This is a genomic window from Streptomyces broussonetiae, from assembly GCF_009796285.1.
Classification (GTDB): domain Bacteria; phylum Actinomycetota; class Actinomycetes; order Streptomycetales; family Streptomycetaceae; genus Streptomyces; species Streptomyces broussonetiae.
This window is the reverse complement of record NZ_CP047020.1, coordinates 7,317,149-7,341,621: the sequence shown is the minus strand read 5'-3', so window position 1 is coordinate 7,341,621 and position 24,473 is coordinate 7,317,149. Positions and strand designations below refer to the sequence as shown.

Here is a 24,473-nt window from a genome sequence, read left to right as displayed (position 1 = left end):
CCGGGAAGTGCCTCCCTGCGGCGGGTCCGCTGCTCGGGCAGGCGTTCCCGCGCCGCTCCCGGGAACGGCTGCCGACGGGGCTCGCCGTATCACCAACCATCACACAGGAATCACAGACCCCGGCGGCACGGCAGGTCGGTCAGGCCCGGATGCGAGTGCGGGAGGCCCGGTCGGGGCCTCCCGCACTTCGGGCGGCGGGGCACCGGCCCGTCCGCACACATGCCGCTCCTGCCGCCGCGCGAGCGGGGAACCGATCCCGGATCCCCCGCTCTGCCCGCGGCCGGCGGCGACTGCTACCTAGCCCCGTCCTGGTGGGACAGCTCGACGTCAAAGCCGGTCACGCCACTGCCGTCCAGGCGCAGCGACGCGGCGACGGGGGCGTAGCCGCTGGCGATGACGGTGTACTCGCCGCCGTCGAGGTCGGTGAACCCGTACACGCCGTCGGAGCCGGTGATCGTGGTGCCGACCACGTTCCCGGCCGAGTCCAGCAAGGTGATCTTGGCGTCCTCGAGCGGCCGGCCGGTGGCGCCGTTGACCACGCCCTGGAGCCGGGCACCGGGTTCGAGGCGGATCTCGTAGGGTTCCGTGGCACCCGGGGTGACGTCGACGGGGAGAGCGGCCGGGCGGTGTCCGGCCGCGTTCACCACGAGCGTGTAGCTGCCCGGGACCAGTTCGGTGAGCGTGAAGGCTCCGTCGGCGGCCGACGTCCCGGAGGACACGACCTCGCCGCGCACATCGGTGGCGACGAGCAGAGCGCCCGGCACCGGCTGTCCGTCGACGGCGTCCCGGACGGAGCCGGTGAGGGCGACGGTGCCGCTCAGCGCGAGGTCGCACTCGACCCGTTCATCGCCGACGACCACCGTGACGGCCTGCGGCTGGCGGGCACCGGCGGCACCGATCAGCACATAGGTGCCGGGACCGGCGACGTCCACCGAGTAGCTCCCGTCCACGCCGCTGACGGCGCGGCCGAGCTGCCGTCCGTTGATGTCGATCAGCGTGATGACGGCCTGCGGCACGGGCGCGCCCATGCCGTCCAGCACCCGGCCGCGCACGCCGTACGTCGCGGCGCCGGGCACCGGTTCGAACCGGTCGGCGACCGGCTGCTCGGCAACCGGCCGGACGGCGTCCGCGGCAGGCTCGGCGACCGTGCGCTCCACCATGGCCGGCGCGGTGACCGCCGGAGCGGCGACCGCCGGAGCGGTGACCGCCGGAGCGGTGACCGCCGGAGCGGACTGCTCCAGAGCCGGGCCGCCCTTCTCCTCCGCGGCCTGCGCCTCCAGCCCGGACACCTTGCGCAGCGGCACCTCCTTGGTCCACACCGCGACCAGGAAGCCCAGGACCATCACGGCCGCCGCGATGAGGAAGACAAGCTGCATCGAGTCGGTGAAGCCGGCCTTGAACGGCTGGGCCAGACGCGGGTCGAGCCGCTGGATGAACGAGGAGTCGTCGAGCACGCCCGAGCCACCAGAGCCGCTCGCCGCGGGGTGCTTGAGCATCTCGAGCACCGGCGCGTTCGCCGGGTTGGCCCGGACGGCCGGGTCATGGAGCGCGGCCTGGAACGCGGGCGTCCGGGCGGCGGACCGGAAGGCGGAGCTGATCTTGTCGCCGACGGTGCTGAACAGCACGGAGAGGAAGATCGCGGTACCGGCGGTGCCGCCCATCTGACGGAAGAAGGTGGCCGACGCGGTCGCCACACCCATGTCCTTGGGCTCGACCGCGTTCTGCACGGCCAGCGTCAGAATCTGCATGCAGCCGGCGAGGCCAATGCCGAACAGCGCCATGTAGGCCATGGTCTCCGGCAGCGCCGTGTTCCACTGCACCCGGTAGTGGAACAGCAGCATGGCGGCGATGATCAGCACGGTCCCGATGACGGGGAAGATCTTGTACTTGCCGGTCTGCTGGATGATGCGTCCGACCACGATGGTGCCGGCGATCATGCCGATCATCAGCGGCAGCATCAGCAGGCCGGACTTGGTGGGGCTGACACCCTTCACGATCTGCAGGTACAGCGGAACCATCATCATTCCGCCGAACATGCCCATGCCGATGATGACGGACAGCAGGCTCATCTTGCTGAAGACCGCGCTGCGGAACAGCCGCATCGGGATCAGGGCCTCCTCGCCCATGGCCCGCTCGACCAGCACCCACACGATCAGGCCGACCGCGCCGACCCCGTAACAGACGGCTGCCTTGGTGGAGGTCCAGCCCCAGTCCTGGCCCTGCTCGGCCACGAGCAGCAGGGGCACCACACCGATGGCGATGGTCACGGCGCCCCACCAGTCGATGCGGTGGTCGCGCCGGGTGTGCGGGAGGTTGAGCACCTTGGCGACGACGAACAGCGCGACGATGCCGACCGGCACGTTGACCAGGAAGACCCAGCGCCAGCCGGTGATGGCCAGGATGCTGCCGCGGCCCGCCAGGAAACCGCCGATGAGCGGGCCGAGCACGCTGGAAGAGCCGAACATCGCGAGCATGTAGCCCTGGTACCGGGCCCGCTCGCGCGGCGGCACGATGTCACCGATGATCGCCAGCGCCAGTGCCATCAGGCCGCCCGCGCCGATGCCCTGGAAGGCCCGGAAGGCCGCCAGCTCCGTCATCGAGGTGGCGAACGAACAGGCCGCCGAGCCGACGATGAAGATCGAAATGGCCGCGAGGAAGAAGGGTTTGCGGCCGTAGATGTCGGACAGCTTGCCGTACAGCGGCGTGCTGATGGTGGAGGTGATCAGGTACGCGGTGGTGACCCACGCCTGCGCGCTGAGACCGTGCAGATCGTCGGCGATCGTTCGGATCGAGGTGCTGACGATGGTCTGGTCGAGCGCCGCGAGGAACATCCCCAGCATCAGGCCGCTGAGGATCGTCATGATCTGGCGGTGCGTGAGTCTGCCGGCCGGCGGTGGTGGCGCGGATATCTCTGCGGTTCCCCCGCGGGCCGGGGACGCGGACATGGTCATGCGTGCAAATCTCCTTGCCTCGCCTCGCCCCCCGGGCACTGCCCGGCTCCGAGGCTCGTGTACGTGCGGTCCACCAGGTCGTCGTGGGGGCGCTTCACCGGACCCCGTCCACCGTGCGAGCGCACGGCACCCTCACGACCTCGCCGACGGCCCGTGCCGATCATCACTCACGTTCCGTTGCTTGCGGCTACCAACTGAGTGTAGATCCTGCCCGGGGCAGGCTCTATCTGATATGTCCGATCGCTCGATTCTGCCGTCAGGGCATGGCCAGCCAGCCGATCACGCCCGTCACCCCGAAGACGGCGAAACCGACACCGCACGCCTGCAGCAGCCGGCTCAGCATCCGGCCGGCCTTCGGTGACCACAGGGCCGCGCCGATCCGGCCGCCCAGCCGCGGCATCACGGTGGCAAAGGCGCCGCACAAGGAGGCCAGGCCGCCGACGAGTGCCACCACACAGGCGCAGATCCCCGCCAGCCGCCCGGCAGTCGGGGCGACCCCGACAAGGTGGCAACGGCCCCTCGCGTCCCGCTGGACCGGTAGGACCGTCCCCTTCTGGTAGGACTCGCCGATGGCGGCGAACTGGTCCGTGACCTGGTGATCGTCGGAGCGGAAGACGCCGTGGCAGTCGGTGTGCCGCTGTTTGCCGGTACCCGTGGTGATGCACTCGTCGATCGTCAGCAGCCCCGGGGTGCCGGACATTCGCGTCGAGTACCTCAGGTCCCCGGCGAGACCCACGCCTCCGCCGATCCCGAGGCCGGCGAACAACACCCCGACGAACACCATGAACAGCGCCGTCCCGATACGGCCCAGCCTCGTCCTGGGTTCGCTGCCCGGCCTCGTTCGGGGACGTCTTTGCGTCCTCACCGGTGTCACGTCTCCCCCGCCCGCCGATGTCGATCCGGCCGGTCATGATGCCACCGGCCACCAGGCACCGGCGCACCGCCCCGTACCGGCACACCGGACATCCACAGTTCGTGCGCGGTCTTCGCAGGCACCACCGCACTAGCCGCGCCGGGGGAAAGAGCGTGACCGCCACGGCGTCACGGGTGCACACCATCGCCCTGCGCGTCGTCCGGTGTGCCCAGGCCGGTCAGCGCGCCCACCGGATCCAGGTCGGGCGTGCCACGGGGCCACCAGTCGTCCTGGCCCGGATCCGACTCGTACGCGTACCACAACCCCTCGCGGCTCAGCCGGAGCTGGACGTGGCCACGCGGGTGGGTGAGGCGGTTGCGCCAGGGGCGGAAGGCCGGGAGGTCGGCGGCGAGCAGCAGCGGGCGGGCCCGGTCGAAGCGGCCGGCCGGCGGGTCCCACGGCTCCTGCAGGACGGCCAGCCCGCTCGCCCCGCCCTGGCGCCAGGCGGCGACGGCCCGCGCGAGGTCGGACGGGGTGCGGCCGACGGCGGTGGCGAGCGTGGCGTAAAGGGTGCGGGTGGTGGCGGTGAGGCCGGAGCCGGGGCGGGCCGCGGCGAGGCGCACCGCGTCCTGCCACAGGGTCAGCTCGCCCACCGGGTCATGCCCGGTCCCGAGCAGCGTGTGCGCCCGGGCGGCGGCGTCCGTGGCGAGCTGGTCCAGCGCGAAGGGGTCCGGGCCGCCGGGCGCCGCCGGGTACACCGGTGGCTGCTCGGGATGCGGTGGGACCGGCAACGGCGGGGGCAGCGGCGGCAGTTGACGGGGGGCGAGCGCGTCGGTGGCGCGTACACCGGGCAGGGTCCCGGGCCGCCGGTCCCGGGCCGCGCGGGCGGCGCTGCGCCGGGAGAGCGCGTCGAGCAGGTCCTTCTCGCCCCGGCCGCGCAGCAGGAGCAGCACGAACGGGTCGGCGTCGAGCAGCCGGGCCGTCTGGTAGCACAGGGCGGCCGCGTGCTTGCAGGGGTGACCGGAGTCGGGGCAGCTGCAGCGCGGGGCGAGGTCGCCGGGGCCGGGCAGCAGGGGGACGCCGCAGGCGGCGAGGGCCTGGGGCAGCTCTTTGTCGAGCAGCGCGGCGATGTGCCCCGGCCGCTCGGCTGCCGCGTCGAGGAAACGCTCCCAGTCGGTGTCCTCCAGCGTGCGGACCCGTACCTGCACGCGGTACGGCCGCGGCCGGCTCCCTCGCACGTACGCCAGCACGAGCCCCGGTGTCACGGTGATCGCGTCGACATGCCCCTGGTCGGCATAACCACGCCCCCGCTCCAGCCGCTTGGGATCCAGCGCCCCCTGCTCCAGGGCATCCGCCCACGCGTTGCCCCACCAGGTCGCGGCGAACGACGCACCCTCAGCGGTGGCCTCGCGGGGCGCGAACTCCGGGAACGTACGCCGCAGTTCGAAATCGCGGTGCGGGGTGGCCATGGTGAGGGGCAGGCGCGGGGACGTGGGCGCGGGGGTCGGGTGATGAGGGTCGTCGGGGCTGGTGGGGGTGATCTGGGTGGCAGAGGCAGTGGGCGACTGAGCCGCGTGTGCCTGGTCGGTGGGGGCGGCGGGAGCCGAAGAGGACCGGTCCTGGCGTGCGTGGGCGCCGGAGTCGGTGTCGGTGTCCGTGGTCCGGTGCTGCTCCTCCGGGGTGTCGGACCAGGTCGGCATCCGGAAGGCGTCGGCCAGGTAGTGCCGTATGTCCTGGACCGCCTTGACGCGAGCCGCTCGGGAGTCCGGCCCGGGGTCGGGCGCGGTGGGCGGCGTCGTGGCGGCAGGGCCGCCGGTCACGCGGGGCCCGCGCCGGGTGCGCGGTTCTGCCGCGCGGGTGCCACGCACGGTGGCCTGCTCCGCCTCGTTCTCGGCCCGAAGTGCCTCCTGCCGGGCCGCACGCAGCGCTTCCCGGGCGACGTCGGCGGGACGGCCGCCGGGCGGGGCTGTGGGGCGGGGCATGGGGCTCTCGGCCTGGGCCCCGCCGCTGCCGTCGGCCGGTGCGGCGGCGGGGAGGGTCCGGGGCTCCGGAAGCTCACTCCGAGCCGGGGTAGTCACGTCGCCCGCCGCGGCGGCAGCCCGAAGCCGGGCCACCGGATCCCCACCCCCGGCCGAAACAGGCGCCTCACCCGCCACAACCCCAGGACCGAGCCCGGACATCGGGTACTCACCGCCCCGAGCCGAAACAGGCGCGTCCCCCACCGCAGCGCCAGGGCGAGAACGAGACCCCGGATCCCCACCCCCGGCCGACACCGGCGCCTCACCCGCCGCAACGGCAGGGCGAAGCCGGGACATCGGGTTGTCACCGCCTTGGGCCGAACCCGCAACCGCGGTCCTGAGTGCCGCGCGTGCCGCGTCGGCGGGCCTCGGTTCGGTGCGGGCGGAGTGTTCCGCCGCGGGCTCGGCCAGGTCCTGCGGTGGCCGGGTCTGCGTCTGTGCTTGTGCCGTACCGCACGGCTGCGGCTCGCTGCCGGGCGAGACCTCCGCCGCCTCCGCTACGTCAGTTGCCTCCGCTGCCTCCGTTGCTCCCCCGGCGCCGCCGGGTGCCGGGGCCTGCGTCGTGTCCGGTGCCACGTCCGTGTCCGGTGCCGCGTCGCGCTCGGCCTGTGCCCGCTCCCGTGCAGCCCGCAGGGCCTGCCGGGCCGCGTCGGCCGGGCGTGGGGTGGTGGCCGGGGTGGGGTCCTGCGGGGGGAGGCTCATGGTGTCCTCCGCAGGGAGACGAGGTCGGACAGCTCGCGGTCGGTCAGTTCGGTCAGGGCCGCCTCGCCGGAGCCGAGGATGGCGTCGGCGAGGGCACGCTTGGCGGCGAGCATCTCGGCGATTCGGTCCTCGACCGTGCCCTCCGTGACCAGGCGGTGGACCTGGACGGGCTGGGTCTGGCCGATGCGGTAGGCGCGGTCGGTGGCCTGCTCCTCGACGGCCGGGTTCCACCAGCGGTCGAAGTGGATGACATGGCCCGCGCGGGTGAGGTTCAGGCCGGTGCCCGCCGCCTTGAGGGACAGCACCAGGACCGGTGTCTCACCGCTCTGGAAGCGGTCGACCATGCGCTCGCGCTCCGGCACCGGGGTACCGCCGTGCAGGAGATCCACCGGGACCGCTCGGGCGGACAGGTGCGCGGTGATGAGGCGGGCCATGCCGACGTACTGGGTGAAGACGAGCGCCGAGCCGTCCTCGGCGAGCAGGGTGTCCAACAGCTCGTCCAGCAGGGCGAGTTTGCCGGAGCGAGCCGCCAGGCCGTCGCGGCGCGCGTCTTCCTTCAGGTACAGCGCCGGGTGGTCGCAGATCTGCTTCAGGGCACCCAGGAGCTTGAGGACCAGGCCCCGGCGGGCGATGCCCTCGGCGGTCTCGATGGCGAGCAGCGACTCGCGCACCACCGCCTCGTACAGCGCGGCCTGCTCGCGGGTGAGGGGCACCGGGTGGTCCGTCTCGGTCTTGGGCGGCAGCTCGGGGACGATGCCCGGGTCGGACTTCTTGCGGCGCAGGAGGAAGGGGCGGACCAGGCGGGCGAGGCGGTCAACGGCCTCCTGGTCCTCGCCGTTCTCCACCGCGCGGGCGTGGCGGGCGCGGAAGGACTTCAGGGGGCCGAGGAGGCCGGGGGTGGTCCAGTCGAGCAGGGCCCACAGTTCGGAGAGGTTGTTCTCCACCGGGGTGCCGGTGAGCGCCACGCGCGCGGGGGCCGGGATCGTGCGCAGCGCCTTGGCCGTGGCGGAGTAGGGGTTCTTCACGTGCTGGGCCTCGTCGGCGACGACCATGCCCCAGGGCTGCTCGGCCAGGCTGGCCGCGGCGGAGCGCATGGTGCCGTACGTGGTGAGCACAAAGCCGCCCGCCAGGCCGTCCAGGGTGCGCTCCTGGCCGTGGAAGCGGCGGACCGGCACGCCTGGCGCGAACCGGGTGATCTCCCGCTGCCAGTTGCCGAGCAGGGAGGCCGGGCAGACCACGAGGGTCGGCTCGGTGCGGGCCCGCTTCAGGTGCAGGGCGATGAGAGTGACGGTCTTGCCGAGGCCCATGTCGTCGGCGAGGCAGCCGCCGAGGCCGAGGGAGGTCATGAGGTCGAGCCAGGCCAGGCCGCGCAGCTGGTAGTCGCGGAGGGTGGCGGCGAGGCCCGGGGGCGGGTCCGCCGGGCGCAGGCCCGCCGTGAGGCGGTCGCGCAGAGCCGCCAGGGCGCCGGCCGGTACGGCTTCGACGCTCTCGCCGTCGACCTCGGCGGTGCCGGTGAGCGCGACGGACAGCGCGTCGACCGGGTCGAGCAGGCCCAGTTCACGCTTGCGGGCTTTGCGGACCAGCGCCGGATCGACGAGGACCCAGCGGTCCCGGAGCCGTACGACCGGGCGGTGGGCCTCGGCGAGGGCGTCCATCTCGGCCTCGCTGAGCGGATCACCGCCGAGCGCCAGCTGCCAGCGGAACTGCAGCAGGTCCTCGCTCTCGAAGAAGCCGGTGCCGTCGGTCGCCGAGCCGGGGGCCGGGCGGACCACGGCGGCGGCCGTCAGATCGCGGGCGAGGTCCCGCGGCCAGTGCACGGCGACCCCGGCGGCGGCCAGCCTGGAGGCCGCGACGCCCAGCAGCTCGCCCAGCTCCTCCTCGGACAGGGCGAGCACGTCGGGCACGTCCTGCTCGGCAAGCCGGTCCAGGGGCGGCCACACACGGGCCGCGCGCCGGACGGCGAGGGCGGCGTCCACGCGCGCGCGGGGACCGAACGCGGCATCGGCCTCCCCCGCCCACAGGGCCGCCGCGTCGGCCACCAGGGTGGGGTCGGCCAGGCTGTGCACCTGCACGATCGCCGCCCCCGCGGCCCGCGCGCCGTCGGCAGCACCTGCGTCGAAGACGTCGTACGCGGACAGGTCCAGGCGCAGCGAGATGCGTACGCCCGCGTCCATGCCGGCGGCGACCTCGGCCGCCCACGCGTGCGCCTGGGGCAGCGCCACGGGCTCGCGGGCGGCGAAGGGCCGGCCTGCGGTGTGCGGGGCGGCCGGGGTGCGGGGCAGCACGTCGGCGACCGCGTCGAGGAAGGAGCGGACCAGGGCCTCCGGCTCGGGCAGCCGGAGCGGGCCGGGGTCCGGCAGCGGTACGGCGTGGCCCTCCGGCGGCAGGGCCGCGGCCACCGCGCGCAGATGGGCGATGTCGTCGGGCTCCAGGGGGCCGGCCCGCCAGGCGTCGTGTCCGCTCGGGGTCAGGCCCGGCAGCAGCCGGCCGCGGGCGACCAGCCTGAGCGCGTGCAGCGCGGCGGCGCCCCAGCAGGCCGTCGCCGGGTGGGCGGCCGGGTCGCGGCGGGCCCTGACCAGCAGCGGCAGGGCCTCGGTGAGCGGCAGGGTCAGCGCGGGGACCTGCCGGCGGCGGACGCTCGCGCCTTGACGTCGTACGACGGTCAGTTCCTCGGTGTCGCCGGGGCCGGGCAGGGCGCCGCCGTCGGGGTCCCAGAAGGCGATGCGGCCCTCGCGCGGCAGGGCCGCGGGCAGATAGACCGACGCGAGGCGCACCGGGACCCGGTCCCCGGTCCGCCCGGAACCGTCCGCGCGCTCGGCCACCGCGGCCGTGCCTGTGCTCATACGTCCCTTCCACCTCCCGCCCGTGCGCCGGATCAGACGTCTTCGACTCTACGGGCGGGGTCTGACAACCGGCCCCGGACACCGGCCGGGGTCCGGTGTCACGGCACGGTGCGCGAGACGACGTACACCGCCGGAGCGCTCGGGTCGGACATGTTCACGACCACGTCCTGAGTGGGTGCGGGGTTCTTCTGCGCGTGCGTGAGCCCCAGCCAGGGGCCGGTGCCGGTGAAGTGCCAGCCGCTGACCTTCTGGTCGCGGGCGCCGATGGCGATGTCGTCCCTCTTCAGCTCCTCCCGGCGTGCGCCCATGGACTCCAGGAAGGCGTCCAGGCCCGCGGCGTTGGTGCGGAACTGTACATAGAGACGGCTGGTCTTCCAGTTGTTCGTCTCGTAGGAGGCGACGGAGACGGCGGGGTGCGGAACGGTCACCTGGTACAGGCGGCGCTGCACCTTCGACGGCCAGAGCGGGGTCAGGCCGGTCGCCGCGTACTTCGCCTCCTTGTCCTTGCCGCTGTTGCGGCTCTGGTTGGCGGAGATCACCAGGTAGCCGGCCGGGATGCCGATGAGCAGGCCGATGATCAGCAGGGTGAGCGCACGGCGCTTCGCCTTGTGCCGGGGGTTCTCGACCGGGTGGCGCGGCTCGTCCGGCGGAGCGGCCTGGCGGGGCAGCGCCGCGGTCATGCGGTGTCCTGGTCGCGGCGGACCTGGGCGTAGCGTTCGTAGCGCTCGTAGCGCTCCACCCGGCGGCGCTTGGCGCGGCGGAACCGGCGGGCCACCAGCCGGGCCAGGTCGGCGGCGCCGACCATGCCGGCCTCGGGGCCGAGCTGGGCGCGGGTGATGCGGGCCTCGGGGCGGTAGCCACGGCCGGTGAGGTGGCGCTTGAAGGCGTCCCGGGCCGGGCTGATGAGCAGGTCGTCGGCGGCCGAGACACCGCCGCCGATCACGAAGCAGGACGGGTCGAGGGCGGCGGCGAGGTTGGCGATGCCGACGCCGAGCCACTGGCCGATGTCCTGGAGCAGTTCGATGCACATGGCGTCGCCCTCGCGGGCCAGCTCGGTGATCATCGGGCCGGTGATGTCGCCGATGTTGCCCTTGACGTGCTCGATGATCCCGTAGGCCACCGGGGAGTCGGCGGCGGCCAGCTCCCTTGCCTCACGGACGAGGGCGTTGCCGGAGCTGTACTGCTCCCAGCAGCCGCGGTTGCCGCACGGGCAGCGGTGGCCGCCGGGCACGACCTGCATATGGCCGAACTCGCCCGCGACGCCGAACTTTCCGCGCTTGACCTGGCCGTCCTCCAGGATGGCGCCGCCGATGCCGGTACCGAGCGTGATCATCACGAGGTGGTCCTCGCCGCGGCCGGCGCCGAAGCGCCACTCGGCCCAGGCGGCGGTGTTGGCGTCGTTGTCGACGAGGACCGGCACGGAGAGCCTGCCGCTCAGGCGGTCGCGCAGGGGTTCGTTGCGCCAGGACAGGTGGGGGGCGAACAGGACGCGGTTGCGGTCGGCGTCGACCCAGCCGGCGGCGCCGATGCCGACCGCGTGCACGTCGTGCCGGTCGGACAGGTCCAGGACCAGTTCGACGATGGTGTCCTCGACGACCTGGGGGCTCTTGGACTTGTCCGGGGTCTCCGCGCGGAGCTTCTCCAGGATGTTGCCGTCGGCGTCCACGACGCCCGCCATGACCTTGGTCCCGCCGATGTCGATACCCACCGTGGGGACACGCGGTGCGGTCAGGTGGGAGCGGCGTTCCCTGGTGCCGACCGTCCGGAGCACGGGGGCCCGGCGGGAGCCGATGGGGGCGGTGAGGTCGCGATAGGTGCTCATCGTTCGTCGATTCTGCCTCACCGCCGGTAAGCGTGCTGTACGGGGAAGGGCAGGCGGGGGCGCGATCGGTGACGGGTGCGAGTGGTCCGTGGTCGATCGCGTCGCTGCCCACGCCCCTCTAACTGCGCTGCAGTTCGTGGCGTAGCGCGTCCAGGTCGGAGCCGCCGGCCATTTGCCCGGTCAATTCGTCCAGGGTTATTTCATCCCGTGTGTAATTGCCCACCATCGTGCCTCGGCGCAGGAGTACGAACCTGTCCCCCACCAGGTAGGCGTGGTGCGGGTTGTGGGTGATCAAGACGACGCCCAGGCCTTCGTCCCGTGCTGCCGCCACATATTTCAGGACCACACCGGACTGCTTCACACCCAGTGCCGCCGTCGGCTCGTCCAGGACCAGGACCTTCGCTCCGAAGTGGACGGCGCGGGCGATCGCCACGCACTGGCGTTCGCCGCCGGAGAGGGTGCCGATGGGCTGGTCCACGTCCCTGAGGTCGATGCCCATGCGCAGCAGTGCCTCGCGGGTGGTGCGGCGCATGAGGTCGATGTCCAGGCGCTTGAAGGGGCCGACGCCCTTGCGGGGCTCGGAGCCCAGGAAGAAGTTGCGCCAGACCGGCATCAGCGGGACGACGGCGAGGTCCTGGTAGACCGTGGCGATGCCCCGGTCCAGGGCCTCGCGCGGGGAGGCGAGGCGGGTCTCCTCGCCTTCGATGCGCAGGGTGCCGCCGTCGTGGCGGTGCAGGCCGGCGATCATCTTGATCAGCGTCGACTTGCCGGCGCCGTTGTCGCCGAGTACGCAGGTGATCTCGCCCGCGTGGACCTCCAGCGAGACGCCCTCCAGGGCGCGGACGTTGCCGTACTGCTTGGCCACGTCGGCCAGCTCGACCAGCGCCGTGCGCTCGGATGTCTCGGTCACTTCGTCGGTCATGCCGTCGCCTCCGCGCGCTTCTTGACCCAGGCGTTGAGCAGGGTCGCGAGGAGCAGCATCGCTCCGAGGAAGAACTTGAACCAGTCCGGGTTCCACTCGGCGAAGACGATGCCCTTGCTCGTCATGCCGAAGAGGAGCGCGCCCACGGCGGAGCCGATCGCGCTGCCGTAGCCGCCGGTGATCAGGCAGCCGCCGATGACGGCCGCGATGATGTAGATCAGCTCGTTGCCGACGCCCTCCCCGGACTGGACGGCGTCGAAGGAGAAGAGCAGGTGCTGGCCGGAGATCCAGGCGCCGAACGCCACGCCCATGTAGAGGCCGATCTTGGTCGCCGCGACCGGGACGCCGACCGCGCGGGCCGCGTCCTGGTTGCCGCCGACGGCGAAGATCCAGTTGCCGGCGCGGGTGCGCAGCAGGATCCAGGAGGCGAGGGCGACCAGGCCCAGCCACCACAGGATCGTGACCTTGAAGTCGACACCGCCGATGGAGAGGGTCGAGGCGAAGACGGCGCGGGCGGAGGGGAAGCCCTCCATGTCCCCGATGGTCTTCGTCGACACCGTGCCGTCGATCAGCTTGGTGAAGCCGAGGTTCAGGCCGGTCAGCATCAGGAACGTGCCCAGGGTGATGATGAAACTGGGCAGCCTGGTGCGGGTGAGCATGAACCCGTTGAAGGCACCGACGGCCAGGGTGACCAGCAGGGAGACGCCCACGCCGACCCAGGTGTTCGCCGTCATCTGGTAGCTGAACATCGAGGAGATGAGCGCCGAGGACGTCACGAGGACACCGGCCGACAGGTCGAACTCGCCGCCGATCATCAACAGCGCCACCGGTACGGCCATGATCCCGATGGTCGAGGAGGCGTACAGGACGGTGCTGAGGCTGGAGGCGTTGAGGAAGCCGTCGGCGACGACGGCGAAGAAGACGAAGACGGCGAGCGCGCCGACGACCGAACCCAGCTCCGGCCGGGAGAGCAGCTTCTTCAGCGGCGAGGTCTGCAGAATCCTTTCGTCAGCCGTCTTCGGGGGTTCGTCGGCCGTCTTTTCCACGGTCGCGCTCATCGGGTGCCCCGCTCGGTGTACTCGGCCAGCGCCGCGGCCTGGTCCTTGGTGATGATCTGCGGACCGGTCAGCACCGGCTTGCCGCCGCCGAGGACGTCGCCGTTGTACTTGTAGGCCCACAGCAGGTCGACCGCCTCGTAGCCCTGGAGGTACGGCTGCTGGTCCACGGCGAAGCCGAGGGTGCCGCTCTTCAGCTCGGCGGCGACCTGGGCATTGAGGTCGAAGGTGTCGATCTCGGCCTTGCTGCCCGCGTCGCCCTTCGCCTTCACGGCGGTGTCGGCGTAGGGGGCGCCGAGGGTGACGACGGAGTCGATGGACCTGTCGGCCTGGAGCTTGGCCTCGATCGCGGACTGCACGTCGGGCATGTTGGTGCCGTTGACGTACAGCTTCTGGAGCGTGCCGCGGAAGGTCTTGGCGACGCCGTCGCAGCGCTGCTCGTGCCCGACGTTGCCCTGCTCGTGCAGGACGCACAGGGCCTTCTTCTTCCCGCGCTTGTTCAGCTCGTCGCCGACGGCCTCGCCGGCGATGGTCTCGTCCTGGCCGATGTGGGCCAGGGCGCCGAAGGCCTTGGACTCCTCGGAGCCGGAGTTGACCGTGATCACCGGGATGCCCGCCTTCTCGGCACGGGCCACGGCGGCCTTCATGGCGTCAGGCTTGGCGAGGGTGAGGATGATGCCGTCGACCTTCTTGTCCACGGCGGCATCCACCAGCTGCGCCTGCTGCTGGGCATCGTCGTCGTGCGAGTACAGGAAGTTGATGTTGTCCTTGACGGCGGCCTGCTTGGCCCCGTTCTGCACGATGTCCCAGAAGGTGTCACCGTCTCCGGAGTGGGTGATCATCGCGAAGGTCCAGCGCGGGGTGTTCACCGCCGCCCTGCCCTGGGCCGCCGCGGCGTTGCGGGCGTCCTCGGCCCGCTTGCCGCCGGTGCTGCTGCACGCCCCCAGAGACAGCGAAAGTGCCCCTGTCAGCGCGATGACTGCCCAGGTCCGAAACCGTGCCACGAGGCCGTGCCCTTCTTGCCGTGTTCATACGTACGGAAGGGGCCGGCGATCAGTCTTCAGCGGCCCCAAATACTCCAGTATCGAACACCGTGAACACTCATGACAGGGCAGGGGGTGGCCCAGCGGTCCTCTTGTCCGGACATTGCGACGAATCCGGAGTCCTCCGTCACGGCCGTACGAGCAACTGGAACTCGAAGGAGTAACGGCTCGGACGGTAGGTGTGGTCGCCGAACTCGACCGCCCGGCCGGTGTCGTCGAACGTGGTGCGCTGCATGGTGAGCAGCGGGGCGCCTTCGGTCTCGGCGAGCCGCTCGGCCTCGGCGGCCGTGGCGCCGCGGGCCCCGATGGACTGCCGCGCGCTGTGCAGGGTGATCCCGGCGGCACGCATCAGCCGGTACAGGCCGGTGGCCTCCAGCTGGCCGGTGTCCAGGTCGAGCAGCCCGGTCGGGAGATGGTTGACCAGGTACGCCATCGGCTCACCGTGCGCAAGGCGCAGCCGTTCGATGCGGTGCACCTCGGCGCCCTCGGTGACACCGAGCGCGGCCGCGACCGCGGCGGAGGCCGGCACGACGGTGTTGACCAGCACCTTGGTCGCGGGCCGCTGGCCGGCCGCCTCCAGGTCGTCGTAGAGGCTGCTCAGCTCCAGCGGGCGCTTGACCTGGCTGTGCACGACCTGCGTGCCGACGCCTCTGCGGCGCACGAGGAGCCCCTTGTCGACCAGGGACTGGATGGCCTGGCGGACGGTCGGCCGGGACAGGCCGAGCCGTGCGGCCAGCTCGATCTCGTTGCCCAGCAGGCTGCCCGGGGTGAGGCTGCCGTGCTCGATCGCAGCCTCCAGCTGCTGGGAGAGCTGAAAGTACAACGGCACCGGTGAACTGCGGTCGACACGGAGGTCGAGCGCGACGGTCGGGTCCACATCTGGTTTCGGCACGGGCTCGAGCGTAGCCGTGTGACGGGTTGACGGGAAGTTGTGTAGTCCGATTGTCCGGACATTTGCATTGACAGCGCCAGGGGTCCGCCCTCACTTTGTTTCCATGCGCATCGGGGTCATCGGTACGGGCCGCATCGGCACCCTTCACGCGAGAACGCTCAGCCGCCACCGAGAGGTCGGCTCGCTGATCCTCACGGACACGGATCCGGCGCGGGCGCAGGAACTGGCGCACCGGCTGGGCGAGACGGCGGCTCCCGGGGTGGACGAGATCTTCACCTGGGGCGTGGACGCGGTGGTGATCACCACCGCGACCGCGGCGCACGCCGAACTGATCGGCCGGGCGGCCCGTTCGGGCCTGCCGGTCTTCTGCGAGAAGCCGATCGCGCTCGACCTGCCCGGCACGCTGCAGGCCCTCACCGAGGTGGAGTCGGCCGGAACGGTCCTGCAGATGGGGTTCCAGCGGCGCTTCGACGCGGGGTACGCCGGCGCCCGCGAGGCGGTGCGCTCGGGACGGCTCGGGCGGCTGCACACCGTACGGGCGATGACCTGCGACCAGTCCCCTCCCCCGGCCGAGTGGCTGCCGCTGTCCGGTGGGCTGTTCCGGGACACACTGATCCACGACTTCGACATACTGCGCTGGGTGACGGGGCGTGAGGTGGCCGACGTGTACGCCGCAGGTTCGGACGCCGGGCCCGTGATGTTCCGCGAGGCCGGTGACGTGGACACCGGCGCGGCCCTGCTCACCCTGGACGACGGCACGCTGGCCACGGCGAGCGCGACCCGTCTGAACGGCGCCGGTTACGACGTCCGCATGGAGTTGGCCGGGGAGCGGGACACGGCGGTGGTCGGCCTGGACGACCGTACGCCGCTCGCATCCACCGAGCCGACCGGGCCGCCGCCCGCGGACAAGCCGTGGACGGGCTTCCTGGAGCGCTTCGGGCCCGCCTACGAAGCCGAGCTGAACGCCTTCGTCGAGGTGGTGCGCGGCGAGCGGCCCAACCCGTGCGACGGCCGCGAGGCCCTGCAGGCGCTGCGGATCGCCGAGGCCTGTGAGATCTCCCGGCGGGAGCGGCGCCCGGTGGCCCTCGCGGAGATCCCGGACCGGGTGCAGCCGTCGTACGGCTGAGGGCGGGGCCTGCGCACGACGCATCCCGTGGGCCGCCCACACCCCGGGTCAGGGGCCGCTCACCAGCGCACCGGAAGGCTGCGCATCCCCCTCATCAGCAGGCCCGGCAGCCACGCTCCCGGTGTGCCGTCGAGCGCGAGGCCGGGCGCGCGCTCCAGGAGGGCGCCGATGGCGATCCGGCCCTCCAGGCGGGCCAGCGGCGCACCGAGGCAGAAGTGGATGCCGTGGCCGAAGGCGAGATGGCCCCGGGTGTCGCGGCGGATGTCGAAGCGGTCGGGGTCACCGAAGCGGCCGCCGTCGCGCTGGGCGGCGGTGAGGCCGACCACCACATGGTCGGCCTTCCCGATCGGCGTGCCGGCGATCTCCAGGGGCTCGGCCGCGAACCGGTACGTGGCGGTGTGCACCGGGCCCTCGTAGCGCAGCATCTCCTCCACGGCACCGTCCAGGAGCCCCATGTCGCCGCGCAGGGCGGAGAGTTGGTCGGGGTGGGTCAAAAGGGCGTGGATGCCGTTGCCGATCAGGTTGACGGTGGTCTCGTGGCCGGCGATCAGCAACAGGAAGGCCATGCCGCGCAGTTCCCGCGCGGAGAGCCGGTCGCCGTCCTCGGCGGTGGTGCGGAGCAGGTCGCTGAGCAGGTCGTCGGTGGGGCCGGCGCAGCGCTTGTCCTCGATCAGCTCGGTGAGGTACGCGCCGAGGCGGACGACCGCGTCGTCCGCCCCCTGCGCGGCGGACGGGGCGACCACCTCGGTGGACATCTTGCGGAACTCCGCGCGGTCCATGTCCGGGACGCCGAGCAGCTCGCAGATGACGGTGATGGGCAGCGGGTAGGCGAGCGATCCGATGAGGTCGGCGCGGCCCGCCGGGAGCATCTCGTCCAGCAGATCGTCGGTGATCTGCTGGATCCGCGGGCGCAACTGCTCGACCCGGCGCATCGTGAACGCGCGCGTGACGAGGGCCCGCAGGCGGGTGTGCTGGGGCGGGTCGGTGGCCAGCAGGTGATCGCCGACCATCTCCCGCTCCATGACGGTCACGCCGATCTTGCTGGTGTCCTTGGCCAGCCGGGGGTCGGCGAGGGCCGCCCGCGCCGCCTCGTAGCCGACGACCAGCCAGGCGTCGTCGTCCCAGCCCGGGAACCGGACGCGGTGCACGGGACCCTGCCGGCGCAGCCGGGCATAGACCGGATGCGGATCCTCGCGGAGCGCCTCGTCGAACTCCCGCAGATCGACCACCTGTTGCCCGTCCACAGTTCCCCTTCCGGACTCCCCCGAGGCCCACCGGGTGTCTCCCCGTGAAGGGACAACGGGCGGCGTACGGCGTTAGTGCCCGTCCTCGTCGAGAAGTCCCGCGTCGTAGGCGAGCAGGGCGATCTGGACCCGGTTGTTGAGGCCGAGCTTGGCGAGGACGCGGGAGACGTGGGTCTTGACGGTGGCCACGCTCATGAACAGGTCGGTGGCGATCTGGGCGTTGGCCAGGCCGCGGCCGACGGCGACGGCGACCTCGCGCTCGCGGTCGTTGAGCGCGGCGAGCCGTTCACGCGCGCGTGCCTGCCGGGAGTCGGCGGCGGTGCCGGCCGCGTGCCGCATCAACTGACGGGTGACGTCGGGCGACAGCACCGGTTCGCCGGCCGCGACCCTGCGCACCGCGTCGACGATCTCGGCGGGCGCGGTGTCCTTGAGGACGAACCCGGCGGCGCCCGCGCGCAGGGCGTGCAGCACCTGTTCGTCCGCGTGGAAGGTGGTCAGCACCACGACCTGCGGGGCGTCCGCACGCGCGCGCAGCCGCTCGGTCGCCGCGAGCCCGTCCACCGAGGGCATCCGGATGTCCATCAGGACGACGTCGGGCCGGGTGCGCCCGACGAGGTCCTCGACCTCGGCGCCGTCGGCGGCCTCCCCGACGATCTCGATGTCCTCGGCCCCGCCCATCATCAGCGCGAGTCCGGCGCGCACCAGGGGGTCGTCGTCTACGAGGAGGAGTCTGATCGGCGTCATGGGCCCAACGTAATCACGGTTCGTGCGGCCCCGGGTGCCGCCGTGGACCCACCCGCTCGGCGGGCCGGGGAAAGCCGCGCGTGACACCGGGCCGCCGCCCACGGAACCGATCCGTATCAGCGGCGGGCCCGACGGGGGCGTCCAGGACGACGCCGATGCCGATCTCCATGACCGTGCTCATGCCCACGCCCGTGCTCATGCCCGCGCCCGGGCTCGTGCGCATGCCCGTGAACTCCCGCCCCTGGACCGGCGGACCGCCGGACCCCGTCTCCCGCTCGAATCCCGCCCGGATCCCGCCCTGATCCCGCCCTGATCCCGCCCTGATCCCGCCCTGATCCCGCCCGGATCCCGCCCGGATCCCGCTCGGATCCCGCTCGGGTCCCGCTCGGGTCCCACCCGGATCCCGCTGTCGGTCCGACGCCCGCACGCGGCCGGGGGGGTTGGTCCCCGCCGCCCACCCCGGACGGGACCGCGCCCCGTTCACCCCCAGGGCAGCCAGGCCCGGATCTCGAATCCGCCGTCGGCCGTGGCGCCGTGCTCCAGCCGCCCGCCGGCCAGTGTCGCCCGCTCCCTGAGGCCGATCAGGCCCTGGCCGGAGCCGGGCACGGGCGGGGCCTCGGCCTTCGGGGGCGGGTTGGTGACCGTGATCGTGAGGCCGTCGCCGGGGGCGCCGGCGAGGCGGAGGGCGACCTCGGCGCCGGGGGCGTGCTTGCGGGCGTTGGTCAGGGCCTCCTGGGCGATGCGGTAGGCGGTGCGGCCGACCGAGGCGGGTACGGCGGCCGGGTCGGCGACGCGGTGATCGAGGACGATCTTCATACCGGCCTCGCGACACTCGCCGACGAGTTGGTCGAGCACGGCGAGCGTCGGCTGCGGACGGCCGCCTGCCGCGTCGTCGGAGCCGCCGGTGCGCAGGACGCCGATGATCTCCCGCAGGTCCTGCAGAGCCTCGTGGGCGCTCTCGCGGATGACGCCGGCGGCCCGCACGACCTCCTCGCGGGGCGCGTCCGGCCGGAACTCCAGGGCACCGGCGTGCACGCTGAGCAGGGTGAGCCGGTGGGCGAGCACGTCGTGCATCTCGCGGGCGATGTCCTCACGGGCGAGCCGCTGGGCCTGCTCGGCGCGCAGCCGCGCCTCGGTCTCCGCCCGGTGGGCACGGTCCCTGAGGCTCAGCATCAGCAGCCGCTTGGAGCGGACGAACATCCCCCAGCCGATCACGGCGACGGTGAGCAGCAGCGCGAAGACGAGGCCCGCCGTGTACGACAGACCGGACTCGGGCCGCAGCCAGTAGTAGAGGGGTACGAGGGCGAGGTTGGCACCGCCGGTCCAGGCGACGTACCGGAACGGCCGGTGCACGGCGACGGTGAACAGGGTGACCAGGGTGACCCAGCCGGAGGTCTCGGAGGCGAAACCGACCGCGATCATCACGACGGCGAGGCCGACCGGCCAGCGGCGGCGAAACCAGACGGCGAGACAGGACAGGCCGCCCAGCACGACGTCGGCGACGACGTAGCCCTGGGGCACGTCGGGATGCCGTACCAAAGACACCGCGGTCACCAGGTACAGCAGGACGACCAGCAGGAAGCAGCAGGTGTCGACGGCCCAGTCGCGGGCCGTGCGCCGGAGCCGGCGCCCCTCGGGCACCGCGTCCGGGTCCAGTTCCTTCACCACGGCCGACGGGAGCATCCAGCGGCGCAGCTCGTTCTCGGGAACGGGGGCCGGCCGGGGTCGGTCTTCACTCACGGTCGACAAATCTACGCAGAGCCCGTCACTGGTGACCGCCCCGCGCGCGGGATCGGCTACCAAAGTCGCAGGATCACCGACTTTCGGCGCGTACCACCGGCCTTCGTACGGCCCCTGGGCGTCCGGGCCGGCGCCGGCCCGGACGCCGCTCGCCCTGCGGCCCGGGGTGGGGGCGTGGCCGCGGGGCGAGGGCCTGGCTGTCACATCTGTCGCGCTGTTCTCCCGGGTCCTGTCGTCCGGCTCAGCAGCCGAAGTCGATCAGGTTGAACGTCGCGTAGTGGTCGGAGGTGTAGTAGTCCTCCTGGGACGCCTCACCGGTGACGATGCGCCGGGCACCGCGCGTGGGGGAGCCGGGGGTGATCACCGTGTACTCGTGGTAGTACCCGCTGGGCTCGCTGGGCAGGACGCCTTCACGGTTGGAGAAGACCACGCCGTCCTGCGAGTACGGGAAGGGGCCGCCCTGGTCGATGAGGTCCAGGGTGTCGTGGGCCTGCGACGGGAGGCTGCCGTAGCAGATGCTGCCGACCGAGTCGGCCGCGGCGTTCGCCGTGGTGGCGGAGACGGTGCCGCCGACGACGAGGGCGGACAGGAGCGCGGCTGCGGCGCCGATGCGAGTTGCGCGTGGGGGGAATCTCATGCCCTCATGATGACGCGCGTAGACGTTGGCATGTCAACGACAATATTGAAGATTTTCCTTTCAAGTCCGATGAGTTTTCAGGAAGTTAACCTGCCGCCCTGCGTCCCCACGCGGTCCCCACAAGCACCAGGACGCCACCGGCGAGACCGGCTGTGCCGAGCCGTTCCCCGCCCAGCGCGATGCCGGCCGCGGCGGCCCACAGCGGCTCGGTGCCGAGCAGAAGACCGACCCGGGACGGGGACGTGCGGCGCACCGCCCACATCTGCACGAAGAACGCGAACACCGTGCACAGCACGGCGAGGAACAGCAGCCCGGCCCAGTCCCGCACGCCGAGGTCCGCCGCGACCGCCCAGGGCGCAGGACCGCCGGAAAGGGCCGACAACAGGGCGAAGACGGCGACGGACGCGCCGAGTTGGACGGTGGTGAGCGGCAGCGCGTCGGCGCCCTGGACGGCCCGAAGCCGGGACATGGCGAGGACGTGCACGGTGCGGGCGAGCGCGGCGAGCAGCATCAGCAGGTCGCCGGGCGAGGGCCGGGTGAGGCCGCCGTTCTGGGTGAGCAGGACGACGCCGAGCACCGACAGCAGCGCAGCGCCGAGGAAGGCCGGGGTGGGCCGGGTGCGGGTGACGGCGGCCTCGGCGAGCGGAGTGAAGATCATGGTGAGGCTGATGATCAGGCCGGCGTTGGTCGCCGACGTGTGCACCACTCCGTAGGTCTCCAGCAGGAAGATCCCGCTGAGGATCAGCCCGAGCAGGGCCGCACCGCGCCACTGGGCGCCGGTGAGCGAGCGCAGCGCGCGGCGTCCGGCGACGGCCAGGACGGGCACGGCGAGCGCGAACCGCAGCACCAGGACGGCGAGCACGGTACGGGCCGTGGTGACGTCCTTGGCGGCGAGGTAGCTGGCGCCCCAGCACACGGCGACGAGCAGGACGGGCAGGTCGGTGCGCCAGGCACGGCGTGGCAGGGCGGCGGCGCCGGACACGGTGAGCGAGGACATGCGGGCGGCTCTCCCGGTCTCCGTAGGGGGTGCGGAGACGTCGGCGGCTCGCACGGGGCGCGCTCACCGTACCGGCGGCGATGATCTTCGGCCACCGCTTTCGCGCGCGGTCAGGCGTCCTCGGGCAGTTCGTACGACCCGTACTCGGGGTCGCCCGTCAGGTCGTAGGTCTGCAGGGAGATGCCGGCTGCGGTGACGCGGCCGCCGGTGTGCCGGAAACGGGTGGGCACCGTGCCGTCCGGGAACAGGCGGTGGCCAGTGCCGAGGACGACCGGGAAGGTCAGCAGGTGCAGGGTGTCGAGCAGGCGCAGGTCGATCAGGGACCGGACCAGGGCACCACTTCCGTGGACCTGGAGTTCGCCGTCCGTGCGCTCCTTGAGGGCCCGCACCTCCTTGGCGAGGTCGCCGGAGATCACCGTGGTGCCGGACCACTCGGGCGCCTGGAGGGTGGCGGAGACGACGTACTTGGGAAGGGCGTTGAGCGGGGAGGCGATGGGGTGGGACGCTTCGGTCACCTTCGGCCAGTAGCCGGCGAAGATGTCGTACGTACGGCGGCCGAGCAGGAAGGCGCCGGCGCGGCCGAAGACCTCGGCGACGAAGCGGCCGAAGTCCTCGTCGCCGAACGTGAAGCTCCAGCCGCCGTGGGTGAAGCCGCCCCTGGTGTCCTCCTGGGGGCCGCCGGGCGCCTGGTAGACGCCGTCGAGGGTGACGAAGACGGTGGAGACGAGCTTGCCCATGGCGGGTGCCTTCTTCCGGGTGCGGGGGCTTTCGGTCGTCTCTTGAGACCCCGCCCGCACCCGCGACTCATCGGTTCAGCCGGCGTGGGTGGAGAACAGACCGCCGGTCGGGCCCTGCTTGTCGCCGCCCTGGGCCTTCTTCAGGGCGTTGGCCAGGGACTCGATGGTCAGCGACTGCAGGATCACCCGGCCGTTGCCCTCCAGGGTGGCCAGGGAGAGGCCCTCGCCCCCGAAGACGGCGTTCATGATCCCCTGCCGGTTGAGGCCGCCGACGCGCTGGACGCCGTACTGGATGCCCTCCTCGAAGGCGACCACACAGCCGGTGTCCACCTCGATACGGCCGCCGAAGTCGGCGGGGTTGAGGTCGATGAAGTTGCCCGCGCCGGCGATGATCACCGTGCCGTACCCGGTGAACTTCTCCAGGATGAAGCCCTCGCCGCCGCTCATGCCGGTGCGACCGCCGGCGAAGGCGATGCCGAAGTCCACGGTGGACTCCGCGGCCACGAAGGCGTCCTTCTCGGCGAACCACGCGCGCGTGCCGTCCAGCTCCAGCGCGCGCATCTCGCCCGGGAGCACGCCCGCGAAGCCGACCGTGCCCTCGCCGCCCTGGGAGGTGAAGTACTGGAACGCCAGCGACTCGCCCGCGAGCATGCGCTGGCCGACCTGCATGGCGGTGCCCATGGCCTGGCGCAGCAGGCCGCCCATGCCGCCGCCCTGCCCCTGCTGGCCTCCGCTTCCGTTTCCGGACGGGCCGGACAGGCGGGTCTCCATGGTCACGTTCGTCGTCTTGAACAGGAACTTCCCGGCCTCGCAGTACACGGTCTGGCCGGGCTGCAGGTTGACGACCGCCATCTGCATGGCGTTGCCGACGATCTCTTGCTGAAGGGTCACACGGGAAGAACGCGGGAGACGGACCGTTGAGTTCCTGGCGGCCGAAAGCCGATCCTTACGGGTGACCGGATCCGTAAGGGTGACACGCGGGGCGCCCGGTGCTGTCCAGGCCGGGGCGCCCCGCGCGCGTGCTGGGTGGGTCAGCCGCCCAGTTCCTGGTGCCGCGCGGCGAGACCGGCCGCGCCCTGCTCCGTCAGCGAACCGAACAGCCTCAGGCGGGAGATGCCGCCGTCGGGGAAGATGTCCACGCGCGCGTGCGTGCCGACGGCCGGGGCGGGCAGCACGAAGCGGTGGTTGGTGTCGGGCTGGAGGCGGGTGCGCGGCAGGATCTCGGTCCACTCACCGTCCTCGCCGTCCTTGACCGAGACCGAGGCCCAGCCGGCGCTGTTGCCCTTGAGATAGGCGGTGTCGATCTCGATCGCACGGATCTGCGCCTGGGCGGCCAGCTGGTAGCGGATCCAGTCGTTGCCCTGGTCTCGGCGGCGGCGGGTCTCCCAGCCGTCGTCCATCTTGCGGGAGCGGCCCGGCTGGATGGTGTTGGTGGCCGGGGAGTAGAAGAGGTTGGAGGCGTCCTGGACCTGGCCGCCGTTCTCCAGGGCGACCACGTCGAAGGTGCCGAGCACACCGAGCCACTGCGGGTCCGGTACCACCTCGCCGTAGACCCGCAGGCGGGCGATGCCGCCGTCGGGGTGCTGGTTGACGCGCAGATGCGTGAAGCGCGCCTCGACGCCGACCTCGAAGCCGTTGGCCGCATGTCCGCCGACCGGGGTGCGCGGGACGATCGTCGTCCACTTCACGTCGTCGCCCAGCAGTTCCTGAGGGGACGGGGAACCGGGGACGCAGGCGGCCTCGACCGAGACGGCCTGGGGGTAGTTGCCGCGGAAGTGGGCCGTGTCGACGACGATGCCGCGGATCACGCCGGGCGCGCCGAGACGGACCAGTGCCCAGTCGTGGTCCTCGGCGGTGGGCCACGGGTGCCCGGCCGAGACACCGCGCCGGCGGCGGGTCTCCCAGCCGTCCATGATCTTGCCCTTGTGCCCGAAGTGCTCGGGGTCGAACTCGGCCCGCTCGGGCACCAGGAGGTTCTCGCGCTGGGCGAAGAACTCGTCATTGGCGGCGACGACACCGGCGCCGAGCTGCCGGTCGGCGAGGTTGGCGTACTGGGTGAAGGGGAAGTCGGCGGTGCGGTAGTCCGCGTACGGGTCGCCGCCTCCGTAGGGGTTCGCGTCGCCGGTGAAGCTGGGGGTCGCCGTCAC

General features: G+C 72.4%; 20 protein-coding genes. 1 reads left to right on the top strand and 19 read right to left on the bottom strand.

All coding sequences use genetic code 11. From position 1 onward, the window contains the following. Positions 1-293 precede the first annotated feature (293 nt). The 10 genes from GQF42_RS33700 to GQF42_RS33655 all read right to left on the bottom strand — a co-directional run bounded on the left by GQF42_RS33700 (position 294) and on the right by GQF42_RS33655 (position 15,086). Complete coding sequence (locus tag GQF42_RS33700) at positions 294-2,951, bottom strand: MFS transporter (protein ID WP_158926275.1); 2,658 nt, start codon at positions 2,949-2,951, stop codon at positions 294-296. A 256-nt stretch (positions 2,952-3,207) separates the two neighbouring features. Then, positions 3,208-3,651 (bottom strand): hypothetical protein, encoded by a 444-nt coding sequence (locus GQF42_RS33695; protein ID WP_158926273.1) that lies wholly within the window; start codon positions 3,649-3,651, stop codon positions 3,208-3,210. 341 nt (positions 3,652-3,992) lie between these two features. Beyond that, complete coding sequence (locus GQF42_RS33690) at positions 3,993-5,984, bottom strand: SWIM zinc finger family protein (RefSeq protein WP_456115213.1); 1,992 nt, start codon at positions 5,982-5,984, stop codon at positions 3,993-3,995. A 536-nt stretch (positions 5,985-6,520) separates the two neighbouring features. Further along, positions 6,521-9,367 (bottom strand): DEAD/DEAH box helicase, encoded by a 2,847-nt coding sequence (locus GQF42_RS33685; RefSeq protein WP_158926271.1) that lies wholly within the window; start codon positions 9,365-9,367, stop codon positions 6,521-6,523. A gap of 98 nt (positions 9,368-9,465) precedes the next feature. Beyond that, a complete protein-coding gene (locus GQF42_RS33680; protein WP_158926269.1) occupies positions 9,466-10,047 on the bottom strand; it encodes a sugar kinase in 582 nt (193 codons plus the stop codon). Next, positions 10,044-11,189 (bottom strand): ROK family glucokinase, encoded by a 1,146-nt coding sequence (locus GQF42_RS33675; RefSeq protein WP_158926267.1) that lies wholly within the window; start codon positions 11,187-11,189, stop codon positions 10,044-10,046. Before GQF42_RS33675 ends, GQF42_RS33680 begins: the two co-directional genes overlap by 4 nt. Positions 11,190-11,307: 118 nt before the next feature. After that, a complete protein-coding gene (locus tag GQF42_RS33670) occupies positions 11,308-12,111 on the bottom strand; it encodes an ATP-binding cassette domain-containing protein (RefSeq protein WP_407699505.1) in 804 nt (267 codons plus the stop codon). Next, the gene (locus GQF42_RS33665) at positions 12,108-13,169 is read right to left on the bottom strand and encodes an ABC transporter permease (RefSeq protein ID WP_158926265.1); all 1,062 of its coding nucleotides are present in this window, start codon (positions 13,167-13,169) and stop codon (positions 12,108-12,110) included. The genes GQF42_RS33670 and GQF42_RS33665 overlap by 4 nt, the downstream gene beginning before the upstream one ends. Then, on the bottom strand, positions 13,166-14,170 hold the full coding sequence (locus GQF42_RS33660) for a sugar ABC transporter substrate-binding protein (RefSeq protein ID WP_158926264.1): 1,005 nt from the start codon (positions 14,168-14,170) through the stop codon (positions 13,166-13,168). The genes GQF42_RS33665 and GQF42_RS33660 overlap by 4 nt, the downstream gene beginning before the upstream one ends. 166 nt (positions 14,171-14,336) lie before the next feature. Beyond that, on the bottom strand, positions 14,337-15,086 hold the full coding sequence (locus GQF42_RS33655; RefSeq protein ID WP_158930870.1) for a GntR family transcriptional regulator: 750 nt from the start codon (positions 15,084-15,086) through the stop codon (positions 14,337-14,339). Between the two features lie 118 nt (positions 15,087-15,204). On the opposite strand from GQF42_RS33655, the gene GQF42_RS33650 reads away from it, so the two are divergent. Then, entirely contained in the window at positions 15,205-16,227 is a 1,023-nt protein-coding gene (locus tag GQF42_RS33650; RefSeq protein ID WP_158926262.1) for a Gfo/Idh/MocA family protein, read from the top strand. 59 nt (positions 16,228-16,286) lie between these two features. On the opposite strand, the gene GQF42_RS33645 is transcribed toward GQF42_RS33650, so the two are convergent. From GQF42_RS33645 to alc, 9 genes are all read right to left on the bottom strand, one after another. Next, on the bottom strand, positions 16,287-17,471 hold the full coding sequence (locus GQF42_RS33645; RefSeq protein ID WP_325100369.1) for a cytochrome P450 family protein: 1,185 nt from the start codon (positions 17,469-17,471) through the stop codon (positions 16,287-16,289). 72 nt (positions 17,472-17,543) lie between these two features. Continuing rightward, on the bottom strand, positions 17,544-18,215 hold the full coding sequence (locus GQF42_RS33640; protein WP_158926260.1) for a response regulator: 672 nt from the start codon (positions 18,213-18,215) through the stop codon (positions 17,544-17,546). A gap of 13 nt (positions 18,216-18,228) precedes the next feature. Beyond that, positions 18,229-18,438, bottom strand: coding sequence for a hypothetical protein (locus GQF42_RS33635; protein ID WP_158926258.1), 210 nt, complete (start codon positions 18,436-18,438; stop codon positions 18,229-18,231). Positions 18,439-18,695: 257 nt separating this feature from the next. Continuing rightward, positions 18,696-19,955 (bottom strand): sensor histidine kinase, encoded by a 1,260-nt coding sequence (locus GQF42_RS33630; RefSeq protein ID WP_375994730.1) that lies wholly within the window; start codon positions 19,953-19,955, stop codon positions 18,696-18,698. 241 nt (positions 19,956-20,196) lie between these two features. Next, a complete protein-coding gene (locus GQF42_RS33625; protein ID WP_158926256.1) occupies positions 20,197-20,592 on the bottom strand; it encodes a ribonuclease domain-containing protein in 396 nt (131 codons plus the stop codon). A gap of 85 nt (positions 20,593-20,677) precedes the next feature. Beyond that, entirely contained in the window at positions 20,678-21,589 is a 912-nt protein-coding gene (locus GQF42_RS33620) for a DMT family transporter (RefSeq protein ID WP_158926254.1), read from the bottom strand. A 110-nt stretch (positions 21,590-21,699) separates the two neighbouring features. Next, positions 21,700-22,326: a dihydrofolate reductase family protein gene (locus GQF42_RS33615; protein ID WP_158926252.1), complete on the bottom strand. Its 627-nt coding sequence runs from the start codon at positions 22,324-22,326 to the stop codon at positions 21,700-21,702. A 75-nt stretch (positions 22,327-22,401) separates the two neighbouring features. Further along, on the bottom strand, positions 22,402-23,217 hold the full coding sequence (locus tag GQF42_RS33610) for an AIM24 family protein (RefSeq protein ID WP_158926250.1): 816 nt from the start codon (positions 23,215-23,217) through the stop codon (positions 22,402-22,404). Positions 23,218-23,357: 140 nt separating this feature from the next. Continuing rightward, on the bottom strand, positions 23,358-24,473 hold the full coding sequence (gene alc / locus GQF42_RS33605; RefSeq protein ID WP_158926248.1) for an allantoicase: 1,116 nt from the start codon (positions 24,471-24,473) through the stop codon (positions 23,358-23,360).

Coding starts and splice junctions, on each gene's coding strand:
- GQF42_RS33620 (WP_158926254.1), bottom strand. CDS start 21,589: ATGTCCTCGCTCACCGTGTCCGGCGCCGCCGCCCTGCCACGCCGTGCC.
- GQF42_RS33670 (WP_407699505.1), bottom strand. CDS start 12,111: ATGACCGACGAAGTGACCGAGACATCCGAGCGCACGGCGCTGGTCGAG.
- GQF42_RS33700 (WP_158926275.1), bottom strand. CDS start 2,951: ATGACCATGTCCGCGTCCCCGGCCCGCGGGGGAACCGCAGAGATATCC.
- GQF42_RS33685 (WP_158926271.1), bottom strand. CDS start 9,367: ATGAGCACAGGCACGGCCGCGGTGGCCGAGCGCGCGGACGGTTCCGGG.
- GQF42_RS33625 (WP_158926256.1), bottom strand. CDS start 20,592: ATGAGATTCCCCCCACGCGCAACTCGCATCGGCGCCGCAGCCGCGCTC.
- GQF42_RS33665 (WP_158926265.1), bottom strand. CDS start 13,169: ATGAGCGCGACCGTGGAAAAGACGGCCGACGAACCCCCGAAGACGGCT.
- GQF42_RS33650 (WP_158926262.1), top strand. CDS start 15,205: ATGCGCATCGGGGTCATCGGTACGGGCCGCATCGGCACCCTTCACGCG.
- GQF42_RS33690 (WP_456115213.1), bottom strand. CDS start 5,984: ATGTCCGGGCTCGGTCCTGGGGTTGTGGCGGGTGAGGCGCCTGTTTCG.
- GQF42_RS33635 (WP_158926258.1), bottom strand. CDS start 18,438: ATGCGCACGAGCCCGGGCGCGGGCATGAGCACGGGCGTGGGCATGAGC.
- GQF42_RS33695 (WP_158926273.1), bottom strand. CDS start 3,651: ATGTCCGGCACCCCGGGGCTGCTGACGATCGACGAGTGCATCACCACG.
- GQF42_RS33680 (WP_158926269.1), bottom strand. CDS start 10,047: ATGACCGCGGCGCTGCCCCGCCAGGCCGCTCCGCCGGACGAGCCGCGC.
- GQF42_RS33640 (WP_158926260.1), bottom strand. CDS start 18,215: ATGACGCCGATCAGACTCCTCCTCGTAGACGACGACCCCCTGGTGCGC.
- GQF42_RS33615 (WP_158926252.1), bottom strand. CDS start 22,326: ATGGGCAAGCTCGTCTCCACCGTCTTCGTCACCCTCGACGGCGTCTAC.
- GQF42_RS33675 (WP_158926267.1), bottom strand. CDS start 11,189: ATGAGCACCTATCGCGACCTCACCGCCCCCATCGGCTCCCGCCGGGCC.